Raw genomic sequence first — 18,729 nt, 5'->3', positions numbered from 1 at the left:
CGGATGCCGCAGGCCGACGCCGTCGTCAGTCTGCGACACGCGCCGCGATGTCGGTGCGGTACTGGCCGCCCTCGAGGCGCAGGTGCCCGAGTGCCTCGTAGGCGCGACGGCGCGCCTCGGCGAAGTCGTCGCCGAGCGCGACGACGTTGAGCACCCGGCCGCCGGTGGCGACGAGGTGCGGGGTGGCGTCGCCGTGGTCGCCGGAGCGGCCGATGGCGGTCGCGGCGTGCGCGAGGTGCACGCCGGGAACCGCCGACGCCTCGTCGAGTCCGTCGAGCCGGCGGCCCGTCTCGGGGGCCTCGGGGTAGCCCTCGCTCGCGAGCACGATCGTGACCGCGGCATCCGGACGGAATTCGGGGCGCGCGTGCTCGGAGAGGCGACCGGTCGCCGCCGCGTACAGCAGGCCCGAGAGCGGCGTCACGAGGCGGGGCAGCACGACCTGGGTCTCGGGGTCGCCGAACCGGGCGTTGAACTCGATGACGCGGATGCCGCGGCTCGTGAGGATGAGTCCCGCGTAGAGCAGGCCGATGAACGGCGTCTGCTCCTCGTCGAGCTGGCGGATCGTGGGCAGCGCGATCGTCTCGATGACCTCGTCGACGAACGCCTGCTCCGAGCCGAAGCGCTCGTCGAGCCACGGCAGCGGGGAGTAGGCGCCCATGCCGCCGGTGTTCGGGCCGGCGTCGCCGTCGCGAAGGCGCTTGTAGTCCTGCGCGGGCGAGAGCGGCAGCACGTTGGTGCCGTCGGAGAGCAGGAACAGGGAGACCTCCTGGCCGTCGAGGAACTCCTCGATGAGCACGGGGCCCTGCTGCAGGTAGTGCGCGGCGTGGGCGAGCGCGGCCTCTCGGTCGTCGGTGACGAGCACGCCCTTGCCGGCGGCGAGGCCGTCGGCCTTCACGACGTACGGGGCGCCGAACTCGTCGAGGGCGGCCGTGACCTGCGGGAGCGAGTCGACGAGGCGCGCGCGGCCGGTGGGCACGCCCGCGGCCTCCATGATGCGCTTGGCGAAGGTCTTCGAACCCTCGAGCTGCGCGGCCGCCTTGCCGGGGCCGAAGGCGGCGATGCCGCGGGTGCGCAGCGCGTCGGCGACGCCCGCGACGAGCGGCGCCTCGGGGCCGATGACGACGAGCTCGATGTCGTTGTCGATGGCGTAGTCGGCCACGACGACGGGGTCGGCGGGGTCGAGCGCGATGGTCTCGACGCTGCCGCGTGCCGACGACGTGGCGGATGCCGCGATTCCGGCGTTGCCGGGGGCGGCGATGATCTCGTGCCCTGCCTCCTCGTCGAGCAGGGCCAGGATGATGGCGTGCTCGCGCGCGCCGGAGCCGAGTACGAGGATTCTCACCGGTTCAGGCTACCGGGTGCGGGAGGATGGTGACATGGCACGGGCGAGGATCGGCGACGACGTGGGGCGGGCGGCCGTCGGGGTGGTGCAGGCGGTGGGCGGCGCCGACGGGTCGGGCACCGCGCCGTCGGTCGACCGCACGACGCTCGCGCTCGCCGTGCGCTACACGCTGCAGCTGCTGGCCGAGCAGGCGCCGGGCGGCACCGTCGAAGTGCGCGTGCCACCGCACGGCGCCGTGCAGTGCATCGAGGGTCCGCGTCACACGCGCGGCACACCGCCGAACGTCGTCGAGACCGACGCGCCCACGTGGCTCGCGCTGGCCACGGGCGCCCTCGGCTGGGACGAGGCCCGCGCGACGGGTCGCGTGCACGCCTCGGGCCAGCGGGCCGACCTCACGGGCGTCGTGCCCGTCATCGACGCGAGTCGACTGCGCACCTGAGCGCCGGCCCCGATCTCGTCCCGGATGCCGCGGCCACGCGGGTGCGCGACAATGGAACGGTGACCGACGCGCCGAACCGACCCGAACCGACGGAGCCCGTCGACCCCGCCGAACCCGTGGACCGCACCGGGGCCGTCGAGCCCGCGGCATCCGTGGACCCCGGCGCCCCGCACCCGAAGGTGGAGCACCTCGAGATCGATCCCGACGCCCCCGGCGAGCACCTCGAGACCGAGGTCACGAGCGACGCGGTCTCGCTGCGCCGGGCACCCCGCTACGGGCGCTTCCTCACGCTCGGCGCAGCGCTCGGCGCCGTCGTCGCGCTCGTCCTCACGATGACGTTCCCCGAGAACGCCGACTACGACAAGGGGCAGGTGTTCGGGTTCCTGCTGCTGGCGTGCGGCGCCGTCGGCGTCGCGCTGGGCGCCCTCATCGCGCTCCTGTTCGATCGTGCCTTCGCTCGGCGTGCCGGCTCGGCCGTCGCCGAGCACGAGTCGACGCACTACGTCGAGGACGACCCCGAGCGCTGAGGGTTCGCCGCGCTGCCGGGGCGCACCGCGGCATCCGCTCGGGCCCCGACTTCGCGGCACGACCGAGTGGTCTGGGCGACGACGATCGAACTGGTCGTGCGCCGAGGCGGACCGTGCTCGTAGCGTGGCGCAGGTGGAGGACGCGCACGCGAAGGGGGTTCCGGTGACCGAGGTGACGCTGTTCTCGTCGGTGTCGGTGGACGGCTACGCGACGGGACCCGATGGCGACCTCGGCAGGCTGCACCGCTGGATGTGGAACGGCGACGCCCGCGGCTCACGCGACGGCGAGGAGTACCTCCGTGCGTTCCGCGACGCGGGCGCGATCGTGTTCGGGCGGCGCACCTACGACTCCGGGCAGGAACCATGGGGCGACGACGACGTCTTCGACGCGCCCGTCTTCGTGCTCACGCACGAGCGCCTCGATCCGGCCGCGAAGAACGGCACGGTCTTCACGTTCGTCGACGGCTCCCCGGCGCAGGTGCTCGCGCTCGCCCGGGCGGCCGCCGGTGACCGGGGGATCGCCGTCATGGGGTCGCCGGATGTCGCGCAGCAGTTCCTGCGGGAGGGGCTCGTGGACGTGCTCCTGCTGACGGTGGTCCCCGTGCTGCTCGGCGCGGGGACGCCGCTGTTCGCCGCGCTGCCCGCACCGGTCGAACTGCGGCAGACGCTCGCGGTGCCCGGCTCGGAGGTGGCGCTCGCCCGGTACGAGGTCGTGCGCGGGCCCGCGGCATCCGACACCACGGGGGCCGCCTCGGCCGCAGACCGGCCGACGGCCTCCGTCAGCTGAGCTGCGTCTGCTCCACCCAGCCGAGGTACTCCTCGGTGACGGTGCCCGTGACGTACTCGCCCGTGAAGCACGAGAGGTCGAGCGCCTCGATCGAGGTGCCCTGCGTGATCGCGGCCTGGAGGTCGGCGACCTCCTGGTAGATCATGTGGTCGGCGCCGAGCTCGCGGGCGATCTCGGGGATCTTGCGGCCGTGCGCGACGAGCTCGCGTCGGCTCGGCATGTTGATGCCGTACACGTGCGGGTAGCGCACGGGCGGTGCGGCCGAGGTGAAGGTGACCTTGTTGGCGCCGGCGGCGCGGGCCATCTCGACGATCTCCCGCGAGGTCGTGCCGCGCACGATCGAGTCGTCGACGATGAGCACGTTCTTGCCCTTGAACTCGGTGCCCATGGCGTTGAGCTTCTGGCGCACCGAGCGCTTGCGCTGCGCCTGGCCGGGCATGATGAACGTGCGGCCCACGTAGCGGTTCTTGTAGAAGCCCTCGCGGTACTCGATGCCGAGCTGCTGCGCGACCTGCATGGCCGAGGGGCGCGACGAGTCGGGGATCGGCATGACGACGTCGATGTCGCCCTTGGACATGTGCGTCTCGATCGTGCTCGCGAGCCGGTCGCCCATGCGCAGCCGGGCCTCGTAGACGGAGATGCCGTTCATGATCGAGTCGGGACGGGCGAGGTAGACGTACTCGAACGCGCACGGCACGAGGCGGGGGTTCGCCGCGCACTGGCGCGAGATCATCTCGCCGTCGAGGCCGATGAAGATCGCCTCGCCGGGCTCCACGTCGCGCACGATCTCGTAGTCGCCGTTCTCGAGCACGAGCGACTCGGATGCCACGATCCACTCGGTCTTCCCGGCGTCGGTGGTGCGCTTGCCGAGGATGAGCGGGCGGATGCCGAACGGGTCCCGGAAGGCGAGCAGGCCGTAGCCGGCGATCATCGCGATCACCGCGTAGGAGCCCTCGACGCGCTCGTGCACGAGCTCGACGGCGCGGAAGACCTGGTCGGGGTCGAGCTCGAGCCCGGTGATCTGGCCCTGCAGCTCGGTGGCGAGCACGTTGAGCAGCATCTCGGTGTCGCTCGTGGAGTTGACGTGTCGGCGGTCGATCGAGAACAGGTCGCTCGAGAGCTCACGGGTGTTCGTGAGGTTGCCGTTGTGCACGAGGATGATGCCGTACGGCGCGTTCACGTAGAACGGCTGCGCCTCCTCCTCGCGTTCGGCGGCGCCCTTCGTGGTGTAGCGCACGTGCCCGAGCCCCATGTTGCCGAGCAGCGAGCGCATGTCGCGGGTGCGGAACGCCTCGCGCACCTGGCCGCGCGCCTTGGCCATGTGGAACACCGGCCCGTCGGCGGTCGCGATGCCGGTCGAGTCCTGGCCTCGGTGCTGCAGCAGGAGGAGGCTGTCGTAGATCTGCTGGTTGACGGGCTCGGTGGAGACGATGCCGACGATGCCGCACATGCGAGCGATGGCTCCTCGGGGGTGTGGTGAGAGCGTCCGAGCTGGACGGTCCATCCTCCCACATGCGCGCGTGTGAGCCGCCTGAGCGACGGCCGGCGCTCAACTGAGCACAGGTCCGCGCAGCGCGATGACGAAAATCTTGCTTCAGGTCTTGCTTCCCAGCTTTATTTAGTCGTAAAGTAACTCCTGCCCGCCCCCGCGGGCCCCGCAGCACCCCGACCACGAGGTATCAATGGCGATCCGTCCCACGTCCCGCACCGACGTCAACCGTTCCGCGATCCTGGCGCAGCTCGGCGCGAACGGCCCGGCCTCCCGCGCCGACCTCGCCCGCACGCTCTCGCTGTCGCCGGCGCTCATGACGCAGCTCGTGAAGGACCTCATCGGCGAGGGCCTGCTCGTCGAGCTCGAGCAGGCGCCGTCGAACGGCGGCCGGCCGGCGCGCATGCTCGGCCTCGCGACCTCCGCCGGCCGCGCGATCGGCGTGAAGGTCGTCGCCGACCACGTCGCGTTCGTCGAGGTCGGCATCGACGGGCGGGTCCTCCGTTCGGCCAGCGAGCCGTTCGACGCGTTCTCGAGCACGTTCATCAGCGACCTCGTCGCGCGCATCCGGCAGTTCATCGCCGGCGGCGGCGACGTCACCCTCCTGGGGCTCGGCGTGGGCGTGCCCGGCAGCGTCGACCTGCTCGGCAACGGCATCGTCGACGCACCCCCGCTCGGCTGGAGCGGCGTCGAGCTCGGCGAGGCGCTGCGCCGTGCGCTCGCGCTCCCGGTCATCGTCGAGAACAACGTCAACGCGCTCGCCGTCGCCGAGCGCCTCTACGGACTCGGCCGCTCGCACGACAACTTCCTCGTCGTCACGATCGGCACGGGCGTGGGCGCCGGCATCGTCGTCGAGGGCAGCGTGCTGCGCGCCGCCTCGGGCGGCGCCGGCGAGATCGGCCACATCCCCATCAGCGACGACGGGCCGCTCTGCAGCTGCGGCAACCACGGATGCCTCGAGGCCTACATCGGCGAACGGGCGCTCGTCACCCGGGCCCGCGAACAGGGCGTGATCTCCGCCGCTGCGGGCATCGGCGCACTCCAGGCGGCCGCGGAGTCGGGCGACGAGCGCGCCGCCCGCATCTACAGCGAGGCGGGAGCACTGCTCGGCCGCACCCTCGCCGGCGTCGTGCACACGATCGACCCCGCCTTCGTCGTCATCCTCGGCGAGGGCACGGCGGCATGGCGCTTCTGGTCGTTCGGCTTCGAGCCCGCGTTCCGCTCGCACCTCATGCGGCACCGCCGCAGCCTCCCCGTCGAGGTCGAGACCTGGCAGGACGAGAGCTGGGCGCAGGGCGCCGCGGCGCTCGTGCTCGCGACGCCGTTCGATGCGGCCGGGGACTCGGGCGACCAGGGCCGGCTCATCCGCGCGCGGCTCGTCGAACAGGCGGGGCGGCCATGACCGCGCTCCTCGGCGAGGCCGCCGCCGATGTCGGCGACGGCGACCGTCACGTGGGTGCGCCCGTCGCGCGGCCGCCGCGCACGCGCCGGTCACGCCGCATCCGCTACACCCTCACGGTGCTGGCGTTCCTGCTGCCGAGCGCGATCCCGATCGTGCTGTTCGTGCTCGGGCCGATGGTGGCCGCCGCGTGGATCAGCCTCACCGAGTGGAACCTGCTCTCGCCCGCGAAGTGGGTGGGGTTCGAGAACTACGCCAACCTGCTGACCGACCCCGAGACCGCCGAGATCTTCCTGCACACCGTGTACTACATCGTCGGCTACCTCCCGCTGGTCTACCTCGGCGGCCTCGCGATCGCCCTCGGCCTCAACACCGCCCTGCGCGGGCGCACGCTGCTGCGAGGCGTCTACTTCCTGCCCGTCGTGACGAGTTGGATCGTCGTGGCCCTCGTCTGGCGGTGGCTGCTCAACCCCGTCAACGGCGTCGTGAACACCGTGCTCGCGTTCTTCGGCATCGAAGGACCCGGATGGTGGGCCGACCCGGCGTGGGCGATGCCCTCGATCATCCTCGCCTCGGCGTGGAAGGACCTCGGCTTCGTCATGGTGATCCTGCTCGCGGGTCTCCAGTCGATCGACCCCGAGCTGCTCGACGCCGCACGCGTCGACGGGGCGGGGTGGTGGCGGCGGCTGTTCTCCGTGACGCTGCCGCTGCTCTCGCCCGCGACGTTCTTCGTGATCGTGATCTCGCTCATCAACGGCTTCCAGGTCTTCGACCAGGTGTACGCGATGACGGGCGGCGGCCCGGGCGGGGCCAGCCAGGTCGTCGTGCAGCAGATCTACGACCTGACGTTCCGGTACGGCAAGGCCGGCGAGGCATCCGCCCTGTCCTGGCTGCTCTTCATCGTCATCCTCGCGGTCACCGTCGTGCAGATCCGCGGGCAACGCAAGTGGGTGAACTATGGCTGACACCACCACCGCCGTCGACGGCGTCGCATCGGGATCGCGGGCTCGTCGCCCCGCCCGCACGCCCGCGGCGCGGGCCGCACTCGGCCGCAGCATCGCACTGCACGTCGTGATCGTGGTCGGCGCGCTCCTGATGTTCTTCCCGTTCTACTGGACGCTCGTCACCTCGTTGAGCCCCGGCAGCGGGCTGACCTCCACGCCCTCGCTGCTGCCGGCAGATCCCGGACTCGAGGCGTACGTGCAGCTGTTCTCGCAGCTCCCGTTCGCCCGCGTCGTCGGCAACAGCCTGCTGCTCGCCGTGATCACGACGCTCGTGCAGCTCGTCACGAGCGCGACCGCGGCGTACGCGTTCAGCAGGCTGCCGTTCCCGGGCCGCACCCTCGTCTTCGGGATCTACCTCGCGACGATGATGATCCCGCTGCAGGTCCTCGTCGTGCCGCTGTTCGCCGAGCTCAAGGCGTTCGGGCTCGTCGACACCTACCTCGGCGCCCTGCTGCCCACCTTCGCGGCGGCATTCGGCATCTTCCTGCTCCGGCAGGCCATGAACCAGGTGCCGGTCGAGCTCGACGAGGCCGCCTCGATCGACGGCGCCGGGCACTTCCGGATCTTCTGGACGGTCGTCCTGCCGAACATCCGCCCGGCGATCGCGACCCTCGCGGTCTTCGCGTTCATGGGCAGCTGGAACAGCTTCCTCTGGCCCCTCGTCGTGCTGCGCTCGCCCGAGCTGCAGACCCTGCCGGTCGCGCTCGCCGGGTTGCAGGGCCAGTACACGACCCAGTGGGACATCGTCATGGCCGGCTCCGTCATCAGCATCCTGCCGATGCTCGCCATCTACCTCTTCGCCCAGAAGTACGTCATCCAAGGAGTCGCCAACACCGGGCTGAAGTAGGGCCCCTCACCGGGCCGTCCCTCCCGCACCATCCGACCCCGACCCCGACCCCGACCCCGACCCCGACCGCTCGACCTCCGCTCCACCCCCGTCCCACGTTCCACCCGGCCTCACCCCGATCGAAGGAGATACCCACCATGAGGACCACCGCACTCGCCACCGCCGGCATCGTCGCCGTCGCGGCGCTCGCCCTGAGCGGCTGCTCGGCCGACAGCGCCGACGAATCCGGCCCCGTGACGATCACGTACACGAACTTCATCTCGAACGACGGCAACGAGGAGAACCTCCAGACCATCGTCGACGCCTTCGAGAAGGAGAACCCCGACATCACGGTCGAGGTCACCACGCTGCCCTACGCCGACTACGGCACGGCGCTGCAGACCGACCTCGCCGCGGGCACCGTCTCCGACATGTTCGACATCGAGTACGCCAACTACGCCCAGTACCAGGCGAACGGCGTGCTCGCCGAGCTCCCCGTCGCGAACCCCGACGCCTACCGGCAGAGCCTCCTCGAGGCGTACCAGACCGACGGCACGCAGTACGCGCTGCCGAGCTCGTTCTCGACGGTCGTGCTCTACTACAACTCGGACCTGTTCGACGCTGCCGGGCTCGACTACCCGACCGCCGACTGGACCTGGTCCGACGAGCAGGCCGCGGCCGAGAAGCTGACGGATGCCGCTGCCGGCGTCTGGGGCGACCACCAGCCCGTGAGCTTCTACGAGTTCTACAAGGTGCTCGCGCAGAACGGCGGCGAGTTCCTCGACGACTCGGGCACCAAGGTCGCCTTCAACTCGCCCGAGGGCATCGAGGCGGCGCAATGGCTCGTGGGCAAGAGCGGCACCGTGATGCCCACGATCGAGCAGGGCCAGGGCACGCCCGACTTCGACACCAACCTCTTCAAGGACGGCAAGCTCGCGATGCTGCACACCGGCATCTGGGTGTTCGGCGCCGTCGCCGACGTGCCGTTCGGCTGGGACATCGCCGTCGAGCCGGGCAACACCGAGCAGGCCAGCGCCGTGTTCTCGAACGCGGTCGGCGTCTCGTCGGGATCGAAGCACCCCGAGGCCGCGGCGAAGTTCGCCGAGTTCCTCACCTCGAGCGACACCATGGTGCAGACGCGCCTCGACTCCGGCTGGGAGCTCCCGCCCATCTCCGATGAGGCCGCGCTCGCGACCTACCTCGAGCAGGGCGACCCGGCGAACCGCCAGGCGGTCTTCGACTCCCTCGACGGCATCGCCCTGCCCCCGGTCGTCGCCGAGGGCCAGCAGGAGATGCAGGACATCATGACCGAGGAGCTCGTCGAGGCGCAGGCCGGTCGCAAGACCGTCGAGGAGGCGCTCGCCTCCGCCGAGGAGCGCATCAACGCCGTCATCGGCGGCTGACGCAGGGCGGCATGGCCGCGTGGGGCCGGGCGCGCAGTCCGGCCCCACCGCGGCACCGCCCCGTTGCGCGCTCGCGCGGCGACGCCGACCATCCGACGAACGACACGAAAGCAGCATCCGGATGACCCCCTCCCAGACCGACCGCACCCGGTCGATCGCCGCCCTCGCCGCCTCGGGCGCCGACCTCATCGCGTCCCTGCAAGACGCGGGCGGCGCCTACCCGGCGAGCCCCGACTTCTCCGCCTACGCCGGCTACAGCTGGTTCCGCGACGGCGCGTTCATCGCCGACGGCATGTCGAGCTACGGCCGGGGCGAGTCGGCCGAGCGCTTCTTCGACTGGTGCGCCGGGGTGCTCGAGCGCCGCGCGGGCGAATTGGCTGCCATCGTCGAAGCAGCCCGGGCCGGCGAGCCCGTGCCCGACGCGGCGATGCTGCCCACTCGGTTCACCCTCGACGGGCGTGACGGCGACGACGAGTGGTGGGACTTCCAGCTCGACGGCTACGGCACCTGGCTCTGGGCGCTCGGCGAGCACGTGCTCCGCCACGGCGCGGATGCCGCGCGCTGGTCCGCGGCCGTCGCCCTCACGGTGGACTACCTCGCCGTGTCGTGGCGCCGCCCGTGCTTCGACTGGTGGGAGGAGCATGCCGAGCACGTGCACGTGTCGACCCTCGGCTGCATCGCCGCGGGCCTCCGGGCGGCCGTCGCGCTCGGCGTGCTCGACGCGCAGCGGGCGGCGCTCGCCGCGGGATCCGCCGACGAGGTCGAGGAGTTCCTGCTACGGCGGGGCGTCGCCGACGGACACCTCGCGAAGTGGGTCGGCTCGTCGGCGGTCGACGCGAGCCTCGCCGCGGTCGTGGGACTCCTCGACGTCGTGCCCGCGGCATCCGACCTCGGCCGTGCCACCGTCGCGGCGATCGAGCGCGACCTCACCGTGAACGCCGGCGTGCACCGCTACCTCGGCGACACCTTCTTCGGCGGCGGCCAGTGGCCGCTGCTGTCGTGCATGCTCGGCATCGCGCACGCGCGCGCCGGCGATGCCCATCGGGCCCGCGAGCTGCTCGACTGGGCGGCCTCGACCGCTGCCGACGACGGCAGCCTGCCCGAGCAGGTCGGCCGCCACCTGCTCGCCCCCGAGCGCGTCGACGAGTGGGTCGCGCGCTGGGGCACGGTGGCGCAGCCCCTGCTGTGGAGTCACGCGATGCTCATCCGCCTCGCCGTCGAGCTCGACGTCGTCGCCTCCCCCGTTCCCGTCCCGGCGCCCGCCGCCGACACCACCGCGCCCGAGGAGGGCCACCGCGCATGATCCGCCACCGTCCCCATGGCTCCGGCCACCCGTACTCGGTCGACACCGAGCAGCGCCAGCCCGTCGACCCCGTCGCGGGGGAGCCGCTCACCCTCGGCGCACGGGCCACCCCCGACCTCGTCGCCGTCGAGGCCGAACTCGTCACCGTCGACCCGCAGGGGGTGCGCACCGAGCAGCGGATGCCCCTCGAGCGCGTCAGTCGCACCTCGCGCGGCCAGTCGATCGACGGCGGCCACCTCGCGTCGGCCCAGGCGCGCCTCGCCCGGGGCGGCGGCGGGTGGGCGATCACCCTCGACGCCCCGGCGGCGGGCAGCGGCATCCGCTACCGTCTGACGGGACGCACCGCCGAGGGCGCCGAGCAGCACACGCGCTGGTTCGACACGCGGGTCTCCGGCTGGCAGGCCGCCGCCGATGACGCCGTGACCGCCGACGGACGCACCCGCGTCGTGCCCGGGAGCGTGTCGGTGCTCACCGACGGGCAACGAGTGCGCCGCGTGCGCTTCGCCCTGCCACTCGCCGAGGGCGAGCACGTGACCGGGTTCGGCGAGCGCTTCGACGCGCTCGACCACCGCGGCACGCAACTCGACTCCGTCGTGTTCGAGCAGTACAAGAGCCAGGGCGCCGAGCGCAAGACCTACCTGCCCATGCCGTTCGCGCACGTCGTGGGCGGCGCGGGCTGGGGCTTCCACGTGCGCACCTCGCGGCGGGCGTGGTTCGACGTGGGCGCAACCGATCCGGGGCTGCTCGTCGTCGAGGTCGAGGCGGATGCCGCGGCCGGCGAGCCCGCCGTGACCGTCGCGTTCTACGACGGCACCCCCACCGCCGTGCTCGATGCCTTCCTCGACGAGGTCGGACGCCCCGAGGAGCTGCCCGACTGGGTGTTCCGCCTCTGGGCGAGCGGCAACGAGTGGAACACGCAGGCCGAGGCGATGCGCCAGATGGACCTGCACCGCGAGCACGACGTGCCCGTGGGCTCGCTCGTGATCGAGGCGTGGAGCGACGAGCGCACGTTCACGGCGTTCCGCGACGCGCGCTACGAACCGAACGACGACGGTGCCCCGCACCGCCTCGCCGACTTCGAGTTCCCGGCGGACGGCGCGTGGCCCGACCCCAAGGGCATGGTCGACGAGCTCCACTCCCGCGACATCCGCGTGCACCTCTGGCAGATCCCGCTGCTGAAGGCGAGGCCGCACCCGACAGGCCAGGCGCTGGCCGACGCGCTCGCCGCCGAACGCGAGGGCGTGTTGATCCGGGAGCCGAATGCGCGCGGCGAGCTGCGCCCGTACCGCAACCGCGGCTGGTGGTTCCCGCTCTCGACGATGCCCGACCTCACCGACGAGCGCGCCGCCCGCTGGTGGACCGAGAAGCGCCGCTACCTCGTGGAGGAGGTCGGCATCGACGGCTTCAAGACCGACGGCGGCGAGCACGCCTGGGGCCGCGAGCTCGTGTACCTCGACGGCAGGCGCGGCGACGAGGGCAACAACCGGTTCCCCGTCGCGTACGCGAAGGCGTACGGCGACCTGCTGCGCTCGGCGGGCAAGGCGCCCGTCACGTTCAGCCGGGCCGGGTTCACCGGGTCGCAGGCGCACGGCGCGTTCTGGGCGGGCGACGAGAACTCCACCTGGGAGGCGTTCCGCTGGTCGATGTACGCCGGGCTCTCGGCGGCGGCGAGCGGCATCCTCTACTGGGGCTGGGACATCGCCGGGTTCTCGGGCCCGTTGCCGTCGCCGGAGCTGTACCTTCGCGCGACAGCGGCGTCGACCTTCGTGCCGATCATGCAGTATCACTCGGAGTTCAACCACCACCGCACGCCGTCGCGCGACCGCACGCCGTGGAACCTCGCCGAGCAGTCGGGCGACGACCGCGTGATCGCGGTGTTCCGCGATTTCGCGAAGCTACGCGAGCGGCTCGTGCCGTACCTCGCCGCCGAGGCCGCCGAGAGCGTGCGCACCTCGGCGCCGCTCATGCGGCCCGTCTACTTCGACCACCCCGCTCTCGAGACCGCGTGGTCGCACCCCCTGCAGTGGATGCTGGGACGCGACCTCTTCGTCTCGCCCGTGCTCACCGAGGGCGAGGTCGAGCACGAGACGGCCCTGCCGCCGGGCGAGTGGGTCGACGCCTGGACGGGCGACGCCGTCGCCGGCCCCGCGGTCGTGCGGGCCGCCGTGCCGATCGACCGCATCCCCGTCTACGTGCGAGCGGCCGCGTGGCCCGAGCTGCGCGCGACCTTCGCGGCCGGGGCATGAGCGGCGAGACCGCGACCCAGACCGACGCCGAGACCACCGCGGCGACCCGGTTCGAGGCGTTCCTGCGCGCTGTCGAGGTGAACCTCGCCGATCGGTCCGACGTCGTGGGCGTCGTCGGCATGGGCTCGACCGCCGAGCGCGATCGCGTCGACGAGTGGTCCGACCACGATGTCGCGGTCATCACGACCGATGGCGGGCAAGACGCCGTCCGCCCGGCGCACGCGTGGCTGCCGCACCCCGAGCGCATCGCGCTCGAGGTGCACGAGCACCACGGCGGAGTGAAGGTCGTCTACGACGACGGGCACGTCGTGGAGTACGGCGTCGCGACCCTCGACGAGCTCGGCGGCTGGGCGGCCAACGCCTACGACGTCGTGCTCGACCGCGGCGGCGTCGCCGAGGCGATGGCGGCGATCGCGGCCCGCCCGGTACCCGAGGGTGCGCCCGACCGCGAGCGCGAGATCGGCCTCGTGCTGGCACTCGTGCTCATCGGCGTGGGCCGGGCCCGCCGCGGCGAGGTGCTCAGCGCCAACTCGCTGGTTCGCGGGGCCGCCGTGACCGCGCTGCTTCGCGCCGTCGCCGCCGGCATCCCTCCGGAGACGGGCGCGCGGCTCGACTCGCTCGATCCCGCCCGGCGCTTCGAGCAGGCCTATCCCGCGATCGCCCAGCGCATCGACGAGGCGCTCGCCCGCGACGTCGAGACGTGCGCGCGGGCCCTCGTCGACCTGGGCGTCGAGCTGTTCGGCATGGGGGCGCAAGGCGTGCCGCCGCGGGCGCTGGCGGCCGTGCGGAACCGCCTCGGCTGGTGACGTCGGCGGTCGCGGCGGGCTCCGCTCGGGGCGTGGGCCCGCCTACCGCGCGTGGCGCTCGACGAAAGCGCGCAGCATCCGGCTCGTGTGCGACACCGGAGCGCGCCGCACCGCGGCCAGCGTCGACTCGAGCTCGTCGGCGGCGAAGTAGCCGTGGTTCGCGTAGGCGTGGATGCGCAGGATGATCCCGTCGACGTCCAGCTCGGGGTGGAACTGCGTCGCGTAGACGTTCGCCCCCACCCGGAACATCTGCACGGGGCACGTCGGCGACGACGCGAGCAGGGTCGCCGTGTCGGGCAGCGAGCGGATGGCCTCCTTGTGCCCGACGAAGGCGTTGAAGGTCGTGGGCATCCCGGCGAGGATCGGGTCGGCGGCACCGGCGTCGGTGAGGGTGACCGGCACGACGCTGATCGGCTCGGCGTAGGTGCGATCGATGGGCGCACCCTGGTGCACGCCGAGGGTGCCGACGCCGTAGCAGGCGCCGAGGAAGGGGAAGTCCCGGGCCACCACCTCGTCGAGGAGCGTCGCGAACTCCGCCTCGACCCGGTGCTGCACCCGCGACTTCCGCTCGGGCGGATCGGAGGCGTTGAACGGGCCGCCGCCCACGAAGATGCCCGAGATGGCGTCGAGATCGAGCCGCGGCATGGGCTCCGCCTCGAGCCGCACCCGCACGAGGTCGCGCTCGTCGAGTCCGGAGTAGCGCAGGAAGAGGGCGTACTCCTCGTCGGCGGGCAGGTCCTCGGCGCGCGTGGCGAGGAGGACGAATGGCTTCACGGGTCCACGATATCCGCGCGGCGCTGCGCCGCCGCATCCGCTCAGTACTGCGACGGCGTGGGCAGCACGGCCATCGTGCAGCGCGACACGCACACGAGGCGGCCCTGCTCGTCGGTGATGCGGATGTCCCACACCTGCGTCGTGCGCCCGCGCGTGATCGGGCGCGCCTCGCCGTAGACCCACCCCTCGGAGACCGGGCGCACGTGGTTGGCGTTGATCTCCATGCCCACGCAGTAGAACTGCTCGGGGTCGACGGTGAACGACGCTCCCCAGCTCGCGAGGGTCTCGGCGAGGGCGACGGATGCCCCGCCGTGCAGGACGCCCGCCGGCTGGCGCGTGCGGTGGTCGACCGGCATACGGGCCTTCAGCGAGTCCTCGGTCAGCTCGGTCATCTCGATGCCGAGGGTGCGGATCATCGCGTGCTCGCCGCGGGAGTTCGCCCATTCGAGCGAGGGGGCTCCGAACCAGATGCTCATGGCATCGAGTCTGTCATCGCTCCGAGGGTCTCGATACGCTCGCTTCGCTCGCTACTCGACCGGCGGCCGGGTCTCGATACGCTCGCTACTCGACCAGCGGCTAGGGTCTCGATACGCTCGCTTCGCTCGCTGCTCGACCGGCGGCTAGGCGAGCTCGGCGATGATCGGGTGGATGGCGTCGTCGAACGCCGCGGCATCCGATCGCAGGGTGTCGGTCACCGCGACGGTCATGCTGCCGATCCACCAGACGCCCTGCTTCGCGAGCGGCAGCACCTCGACGTTGAGCTCGAAGGAGTGCGCGCGGCGGCCGACCTCGCGTTCGTGCTCGGCGATCGTGCCGGCGTAGGCGCGGTAGCTGTCGCCCCGTCTCGCCGCGGAGGCCCTGCGGTAGTGCTCGATCGCCCAGTCGACCCACGCGAGCGCGGCCTCGGCGTGCGGCGGCAGCGCGGCGGCGAGCACCTCGGCGTCGGACACGGGCAGCGCGATCTCGGTGCCGTACGCCTCGACGAGTTCGAGCGGCACGGGCGACGGATGCAGCTCCGGCTCCACGGTCATCGCCCACCACGCGCGCCACTGCCGCTCGAGCAGGTCGTGCTCGTCCATGTCGCGCTGGCCCTGGGGACCGGTCGGGCCGACGTCGCGGAGCCGCGGAAGCTCGGCGGGCGACGCGATCGCAAGCACCTCGCGCAGGTAGAGGGCGAGCAGGACTCCGCGACTCGCGTTCTCGCGAATCACCCAAGACGGAGTGGCACCCGCGTGCATGCACCCGATTCTACCGCCGCGGCCGGTGGGCACGCCCGTGCGGCGCGCGGCGCACGGGTACCCTTGACGGGTGAGCGCGAACTCGTCCTACGCCGCTGCCGGAGTCGACACCGCAGCAGGCGACCTCGCCGTCGAACTCATGAAGGAGGCGGTCGCGAAGACCCACGGGCCCAACGTGCTCGGCGGCGTCGGCGGCTTCGCCGGCCTGTTCGACCTCTCGTTCGCGAAGCAGTACGAGCGTCCGCTGCTCGCGACCTCCACCGACGGGGTCGGCACGAAGATCGCGATCGCGCAGGCGCTCGACATCCACGACACCATCGGGCAGGACCTCGTGGGCATGGTCGTCGACGACATCGTGGTCGTGGGCGCGAAGCCCCTCTTCATGACCGACTACATCGCGTGCGGGAGGGTCGTGCCCGAGCGCGTCGCGGCGATCGTCACCGGTATCGCGCGGGCCTGCGCCGAGACCGGCACGGCGCTCGTCGGCGGCGAGACCGCCGAGCACCCGGGGCTCATGGGCGTCGACGACTACGACGTCGCAGGCGCCGCGGTGGGCGTCGTGGAGGCCGACCGGCTGCTCGGCGCCGAGCGCGTCGTCCACGGCGACGTCGTGCTCGCCATCGAGTCGAGCGGGCTGCACTCGAACGGCTTCTCGCTCGTCCGGCACATCCTCGCGAACGCGGGCCTCTCGTACACGGATGCCGCGCCCGAGCTTGGCGCGACCTGGGGCGAGGCGCTCCTCGAGCCGACGCGGCTGTACTCGGGCCCGCTCGTGCGGCTCCTCGAGCACGAGTCGCTCGCGGCATCCGTGCACTCGCTCTCGCACGTGACGGGCGGCGGCATCGCGGCGAACCTCGCCCGGGTGCTGCCCCGCGGCTCGTGGGTGGAGGTCGACCGCTCCACGTGGTCGCCCGCGCCCGTCTTCCGCGTGCTCAACGGCCTCGCGGGCACCACGCTCGAGTCGACCGAGGGCACCTGGAACCTCGGCATCGGCTTCTTCGCGGTCGTGGCTGCGGATGCCGCGGCATCCGTCGTCGCCGAGCTCGGCACGCTCGGCCTGCCCGCGTGGCAGGTCGGCACGGTCTCGATGGGCGACCGGGACCTGACGGGCTTCGAGCAGGGCGCGAAGGGCGTCGACGGCGGCGCCGTGCGCCTCGTCGGTTCGTACGCGAGCTGAGCCCATGCGCGCGGCCGTCTCGATCGGACTCACCGGCCTCACCGACGCCGCGACGCTCGGGGCGCTCGCGCCGCGCATCGAACGGCTGGGCTTCGACGCGCTCTGGATCAACGACGTGCCGGGCGGCGACTCGCTCGCCGGGCTCCGGGTCGCCGCCGCGGCGACGGAGCGGCTCGGCCTCGCCACGGGCGTGATCCCGCTCGACCGGCGACCCGCCGCGTCGCTCGACCTCGCGGGGCTGCCCGCCGAGCGCACCACGATCGGCATCGGCTCGGGCGGGGCGCGGCATCCGCTCGCCCTCGTCGAGGCGGGGGTCGCGACGCTGCGCTCGATGACGGATGCCGCGGTGGCGGTCGGCGCCCTCGGCCCTCGGATGCGGCGGCTCGCCGCCGAGCAGGCCGACGCCGTGCTGCTCAACTGGCTCACGCCCGCGGCTGCCGCCGAGGCGATGACCGAGCTGCGGCGCGACGCCGGCGCACGGACCGTGCGCGGCGTGCTCTACGTGCGCACGATCGCCGAGGAGCCGGCGCGGGCCGCGCTCGAGCAGGAAGCATCGCGCTACGGTTCGTTCCCGTCGTACGCGGCGAACTTCGAGCGGCTCGGCTTCCGCGCGATCGACGCGACGCTCGCCGATGCGACCGGCCTCGCCCGCTTCGACGTGGTCGACGAGATCGTGCTGCGGGCCATCACGCCGGGCGGATCGCTCGCCGAGCTCGAGCGGTTCGTCGAGGAGACCGCCGGCTGGCGCTGACCGGCGGCGCGCGCGACCGGCTTCCGCTTCCGGCCGCCCGGCCGCGATGGGACCATCGACCGGGTGCTCCGCATGCTCGCGGACGTACCGTGTGCGCATGCGTGCGGTGCACATCGGACGACACGTCGCCGCGCCCGATCGCTGGCGCTGGGTGCGCTACGTCGTGCTCGGAGAGAGCCTGGGGTTCCTCCTGCCGGTCTCGGGCTTCGCGCTGTCGGCGGCGTTCGGGCTCGAGGGATGGGGCAGGTGGGCGCTGCTCGTGCTGTTCGGCGCCGGCGAGGGCGCGCTGCTCGGGCTCGCCCAGTCGCTCGCGCTGCTCGAGACGAGCGCCGAGGTGCCGGTGGGGCGGTGGGTCGCCGCGACGTCGGTCGCGGCATCCGTCGCCTGGTCGATCGGCATGCTTCCCTCGACGCTCGGCGATCTCGGCGTCGCGATCGACTGGAGGGCCCCGGGCACCTGGGTGGTCGTGGGCATCGCCGGGGTCGTGCTGCTCGCGACGATCCCGCTCGCGCAGTGGCCGTTCCTCGTTGGGCGCCTGCCCCGGGCGTGGCGCTGGGTGCCGCTCAACATGGGCGCCTGGCTCGTCGGCCTCGTCTTCACGTTCCTGCCGTCGCCGTTCGTCGACGAGTCGACGCCCGCGGCGGTGATGTTCCTGCTGTTCGCGATCGCGGGCGTGCTCATGGCCACGACGGTCGCGTTCATCACGGGCTGGGGGCTGTGGCGCATGGCGACGGCCACGCGCGGGCGCGCGGGGACCTGAGTGCGCGAGAGAGCGCGTCCGCGCCGCGACCGGGTCGCGGCGGCCGCTCAGGAAGCGCGGTGGGTGCCGTCGTCAGGAACGTAGGTGTCGTCATCGGCCTCGTATTCGGCCCATTTCGACGCCTCGTCGTCGTAGTGGTCGTGCTGCGAACCCGTGAGCTCGCGTTCCAGGGCACTGTAGTCGGTGTTCGGGCTGAAGTACTTCAGCTCCCGTGCGACCTTGGTGTGCTTGGCTTTCTGACGGCCGCGCCCCATGCGTGACCCCCTTACGACGTCTGGCCGGGTGGGATGTACGTCACCCGGCTCTTCTGATAAATGACTGCTCCGGGCACACAGTTTAGCACCGCGCGGAGGTCCGAACGGCGGCGGCGCGACGGCCCGGATCGGCCGCCCGGCGGGGCCGTCCGACGCGCCTGCCGGAGCGCTCCCGGGCGGCGCGCGGTCGCGGCGTGCGGCCCC

19 protein-coding genes are annotated in these 18,729 nt (G+C 72.5%); 13 read left to right on the top strand and 6 right to left on the bottom strand.

What is annotated here, in order from left to right:
* Window positions 1-25 precede the first annotated feature (25 nt).
* Entirely contained in the window at window positions 26-1,342 is a 1,317-nt protein-coding gene (gene purD, locus EDM22_RS15090; protein WP_122937912.1) for a phosphoribosylamine--glycine ligase, read from the bottom strand.
* Window positions 1,343-1,376: 34 nt separating this feature from the next.
* Between purD and EDM22_RS15085 the strand changes: the two genes are divergently transcribed.
* From EDM22_RS15085 to EDM22_RS15075, 3 genes are all read left to right on the top strand, one after another.
* Window positions 1,377-1,781, top strand: coding sequence for a sterol carrier family protein (locus EDM22_RS15085; RefSeq protein WP_122937911.1), 405 nt, complete (start codon window positions 1,377-1,379; stop codon window positions 1,779-1,781).
* Between the two features lie 59 nt (window positions 1,782-1,840).
* On the top strand, window positions 1,841-2,308 hold the full coding sequence (locus EDM22_RS19875) for a hypothetical protein (RefSeq protein ID WP_212591964.1): 468 nt from the start codon (window positions 1,841-1,843) through the stop codon (window positions 2,306-2,308).
* A gap of 133 nt (window positions 2,309-2,441) precedes the next feature.
* Window positions 2,442-3,095, top strand: a complete 654-nt coding sequence (locus tag EDM22_RS15075) for a dihydrofolate reductase family protein (RefSeq protein WP_170964158.1) — start codon at window positions 2,442-2,444, stop codon at window positions 3,093-3,095.
* Here the strand turns inward: EDM22_RS15075 and purF are convergent.
* Complete coding sequence (purF, locus tag EDM22_RS15070) at window positions 3,088-4,545, bottom strand: amidophosphoribosyltransferase (protein WP_122937909.1); 1,458 nt, start codon at window positions 4,543-4,545, stop codon at window positions 3,088-3,090. The genes EDM22_RS15075 and purF overlap by 8 nt on opposite strands.
* Window positions 4,546-4,777: 232 nt before the next feature.
* Here purF and EDM22_RS15065 point away from each other — a divergent pair, with 232 nt between their 5' ends.
* From EDM22_RS15065 to EDM22_RS15035, 7 genes are all read left to right on the top strand, one after another.
* Window positions 4,778-5,986: an ROK family transcriptional regulator gene (locus EDM22_RS15065; protein ID WP_122937908.1), complete on the top strand. Its 1,209-nt coding sequence runs from the start codon at window positions 4,778-4,780 to the stop codon at window positions 5,984-5,986.
* On the top strand, window positions 5,983-6,948 hold the full coding sequence (locus tag EDM22_RS15060; protein WP_122937907.1) for a carbohydrate ABC transporter permease: 966 nt from the start codon (window positions 5,983-5,985) through the stop codon (window positions 6,946-6,948). The genes EDM22_RS15065 and EDM22_RS15060 overlap by 4 nt, the downstream gene beginning before the upstream one ends.
* Entirely contained in the window at window positions 6,941-7,834 is an 894-nt protein-coding gene (locus EDM22_RS15055) for a carbohydrate ABC transporter permease (protein WP_122937906.1), read from the top strand. The genes EDM22_RS15060 and EDM22_RS15055 overlap by 8 nt, the downstream gene beginning before the upstream one ends.
* 137 nt (window positions 7,835-7,971) lie before the next feature.
* Window positions 7,972-9,216 (top strand): ABC transporter substrate-binding protein, encoded by a 1,245-nt coding sequence (locus EDM22_RS15050; protein ID WP_122937905.1) that lies wholly within the window; start codon window positions 7,972-7,974, stop codon window positions 9,214-9,216.
* Window positions 9,217-9,337: 121 nt separating this feature from the next.
* Window positions 9,338-10,519: a glycoside hydrolase family 15 protein gene (locus EDM22_RS15045; protein ID WP_122937904.1), complete on the top strand. Its 1,182-nt coding sequence runs from the start codon at window positions 9,338-9,340 to the stop codon at window positions 10,517-10,519.
* A complete protein-coding gene (locus EDM22_RS15040) occupies window positions 10,516-12,765 on the top strand; it encodes a glycoside hydrolase family 31 protein (protein ID WP_122937903.1) in 2,250 nt (749 codons plus the stop codon). Before EDM22_RS15045 ends, EDM22_RS15040 begins: the two co-directional genes overlap by 4 nt.
* Window positions 12,762-13,571 carry a hypothetical protein gene (locus tag EDM22_RS15035; RefSeq protein ID WP_138708103.1) on the top strand — a complete coding sequence of 270 codons (810 nt, stop codon included), beginning with the start codon at window positions 12,762-12,764 and terminating at the stop codon, window positions 13,569-13,571. Before EDM22_RS15040 ends, EDM22_RS15035 begins: the two co-directional genes overlap by 4 nt.
* A 42-nt stretch (window positions 13,572-13,613) precedes the next feature.
* Here the strand turns inward: EDM22_RS15035 and EDM22_RS15030 are convergent, their stop codons facing one another.
* From EDM22_RS15030 to EDM22_RS15020, 3 genes are all read right to left on the bottom strand, one after another.
* On the bottom strand, window positions 13,614-14,345 hold the full coding sequence (locus EDM22_RS15030) for a glutamine amidotransferase (protein WP_122937901.1): 732 nt from the start codon (window positions 14,343-14,345) through the stop codon (window positions 13,614-13,616).
* Between the two features lie 41 nt (window positions 14,346-14,386).
* Window positions 14,387-14,821 (bottom strand): hotdog fold thioesterase, encoded by a 435-nt coding sequence (locus EDM22_RS15025; protein ID WP_122937900.1) that lies wholly within the window; start codon window positions 14,819-14,821, stop codon window positions 14,387-14,389.
* 144 nt (window positions 14,822-14,965) lie between these two features.
* A complete protein-coding gene (locus EDM22_RS15020; RefSeq protein ID WP_342768527.1) occupies window positions 14,966-15,556 on the bottom strand; it encodes a zinc-binding alcohol dehydrogenase in 591 nt (196 codons plus the stop codon).
* Window positions 15,557-15,653: 97 nt separating this feature from the next.
* Here EDM22_RS15020 and purM point away from each other — a divergent pair, with 97 nt between their 5' ends.
* The 3 genes from purM (at window position 15,654) to EDM22_RS15005 (ending at window position 18,271) form a co-directional block, all read left to right on the top strand.
* Entirely contained in the window at window positions 15,654-16,760 is a 1,107-nt protein-coding gene (purM, locus tag EDM22_RS15015) for a phosphoribosylformylglycinamidine cyclo-ligase (RefSeq protein WP_122937898.1), read from the top strand.
* 4 nt (window positions 16,761-16,764) lie between these two features.
* A complete protein-coding gene (locus EDM22_RS15010; protein WP_122937897.1) occupies window positions 16,765-17,511 on the top strand; it encodes an LLM class flavin-dependent oxidoreductase in 747 nt (248 codons plus the stop codon).
* 97 nt (window positions 17,512-17,608) lie between these two features.
* A complete protein-coding gene (locus tag EDM22_RS15005; protein ID WP_212591963.1) occupies window positions 17,609-18,271 on the top strand; it encodes a hypothetical protein in 663 nt (220 codons plus the stop codon).
* Between the two features lie 47 nt (window positions 18,272-18,318).
* Here the strand turns inward: EDM22_RS15005 and EDM22_RS15000 are convergent, their stop codons facing one another.
* Window positions 18,319-18,525: a DUF3073 domain-containing protein gene (locus EDM22_RS15000; RefSeq protein ID WP_122937896.1), complete on the bottom strand. Its 207-nt coding sequence runs from the start codon at window positions 18,523-18,525 to the stop codon at window positions 18,319-18,321.
* Window positions 18,526-18,729: the final 204 nt, after the last annotated feature.

Source organism: Agromyces tardus (assembly GCF_003710805.1).
GTDB lineage: Bacteria > Actinomycetota > Actinomycetes > Actinomycetales > Microbacteriaceae > Agromyces > Agromyces tardus.
This window is presented reverse-complemented; position numbering and strand designations above follow the sequence as displayed.

Coding starts and splice junctions, on each gene's coding strand:
- EDM22_RS15085 (WP_122937911.1), top strand. CDS start 1,377: ATGGCACGGGCGAGGATCGGCGACGACGTGGGGCGGGCGGCCGTCGGG.
- purF (WP_122937909.1), bottom strand. CDS start 4,545: ATGTGCGGCATCGTCGGCATCGTCTCCACCGAGCCCGTCAACCAGCAG.
- EDM22_RS15065 (WP_122937908.1), top strand. CDS start 4,778: ATGGCGATCCGTCCCACGTCCCGCACCGACGTCAACCGTTCCGCGATC.
- EDM22_RS15060 (WP_122937907.1), top strand. CDS start 5,983: ATGACCGCGCTCCTCGGCGAGGCCGCCGCCGATGTCGGCGACGGCGAC.
- EDM22_RS15055 (WP_122937906.1), top strand. CDS start 6,941: ATGGCTGACACCACCACCGCCGTCGACGGCGTCGCATCGGGATCGCGG.
- EDM22_RS15050 (WP_122937905.1), top strand. CDS start 7,972: ATGAGGACCACCGCACTCGCCACCGCCGGCATCGTCGCCGTCGCGGCG.
- EDM22_RS15045 (WP_122937904.1), top strand. CDS start 9,338: ATGACCCCCTCCCAGACCGACCGCACCCGGTCGATCGCCGCCCTCGCC.
- EDM22_RS15040 (WP_122937903.1), top strand. CDS start 10,516: ATGATCCGCCACCGTCCCCATGGCTCCGGCCACCCGTACTCGGTCGAC.
- EDM22_RS15035 (WP_138708103.1), top strand. CDS start 12,762: ATGAGCGGCGAGACCGCGACCCAGACCGACGCCGAGACCACCGCGGCG.
- EDM22_RS15025 (WP_122937900.1), bottom strand. CDS start 14,821: ATGAGCATCTGGTTCGGAGCCCCCTCGCTCGAATGGGCGAACTCCCGC.
- EDM22_RS15010 (WP_122937897.1), top strand. CDS start 16,765: ATGCGCGCGGCCGTCTCGATCGGACTCACCGGCCTCACCGACGCCGCG.
- EDM22_RS15005 (WP_212591963.1), top strand. CDS start 17,609: ATGCGTGCGGTGCACATCGGACGACACGTCGCCGCGCCCGATCGCTGG.
- EDM22_RS15000 (WP_122937896.1), bottom strand. CDS start 18,525: ATGGGGCGCGGCCGTCAGAAAGCCAAGCACACCAAGGTCGCACGGGAG.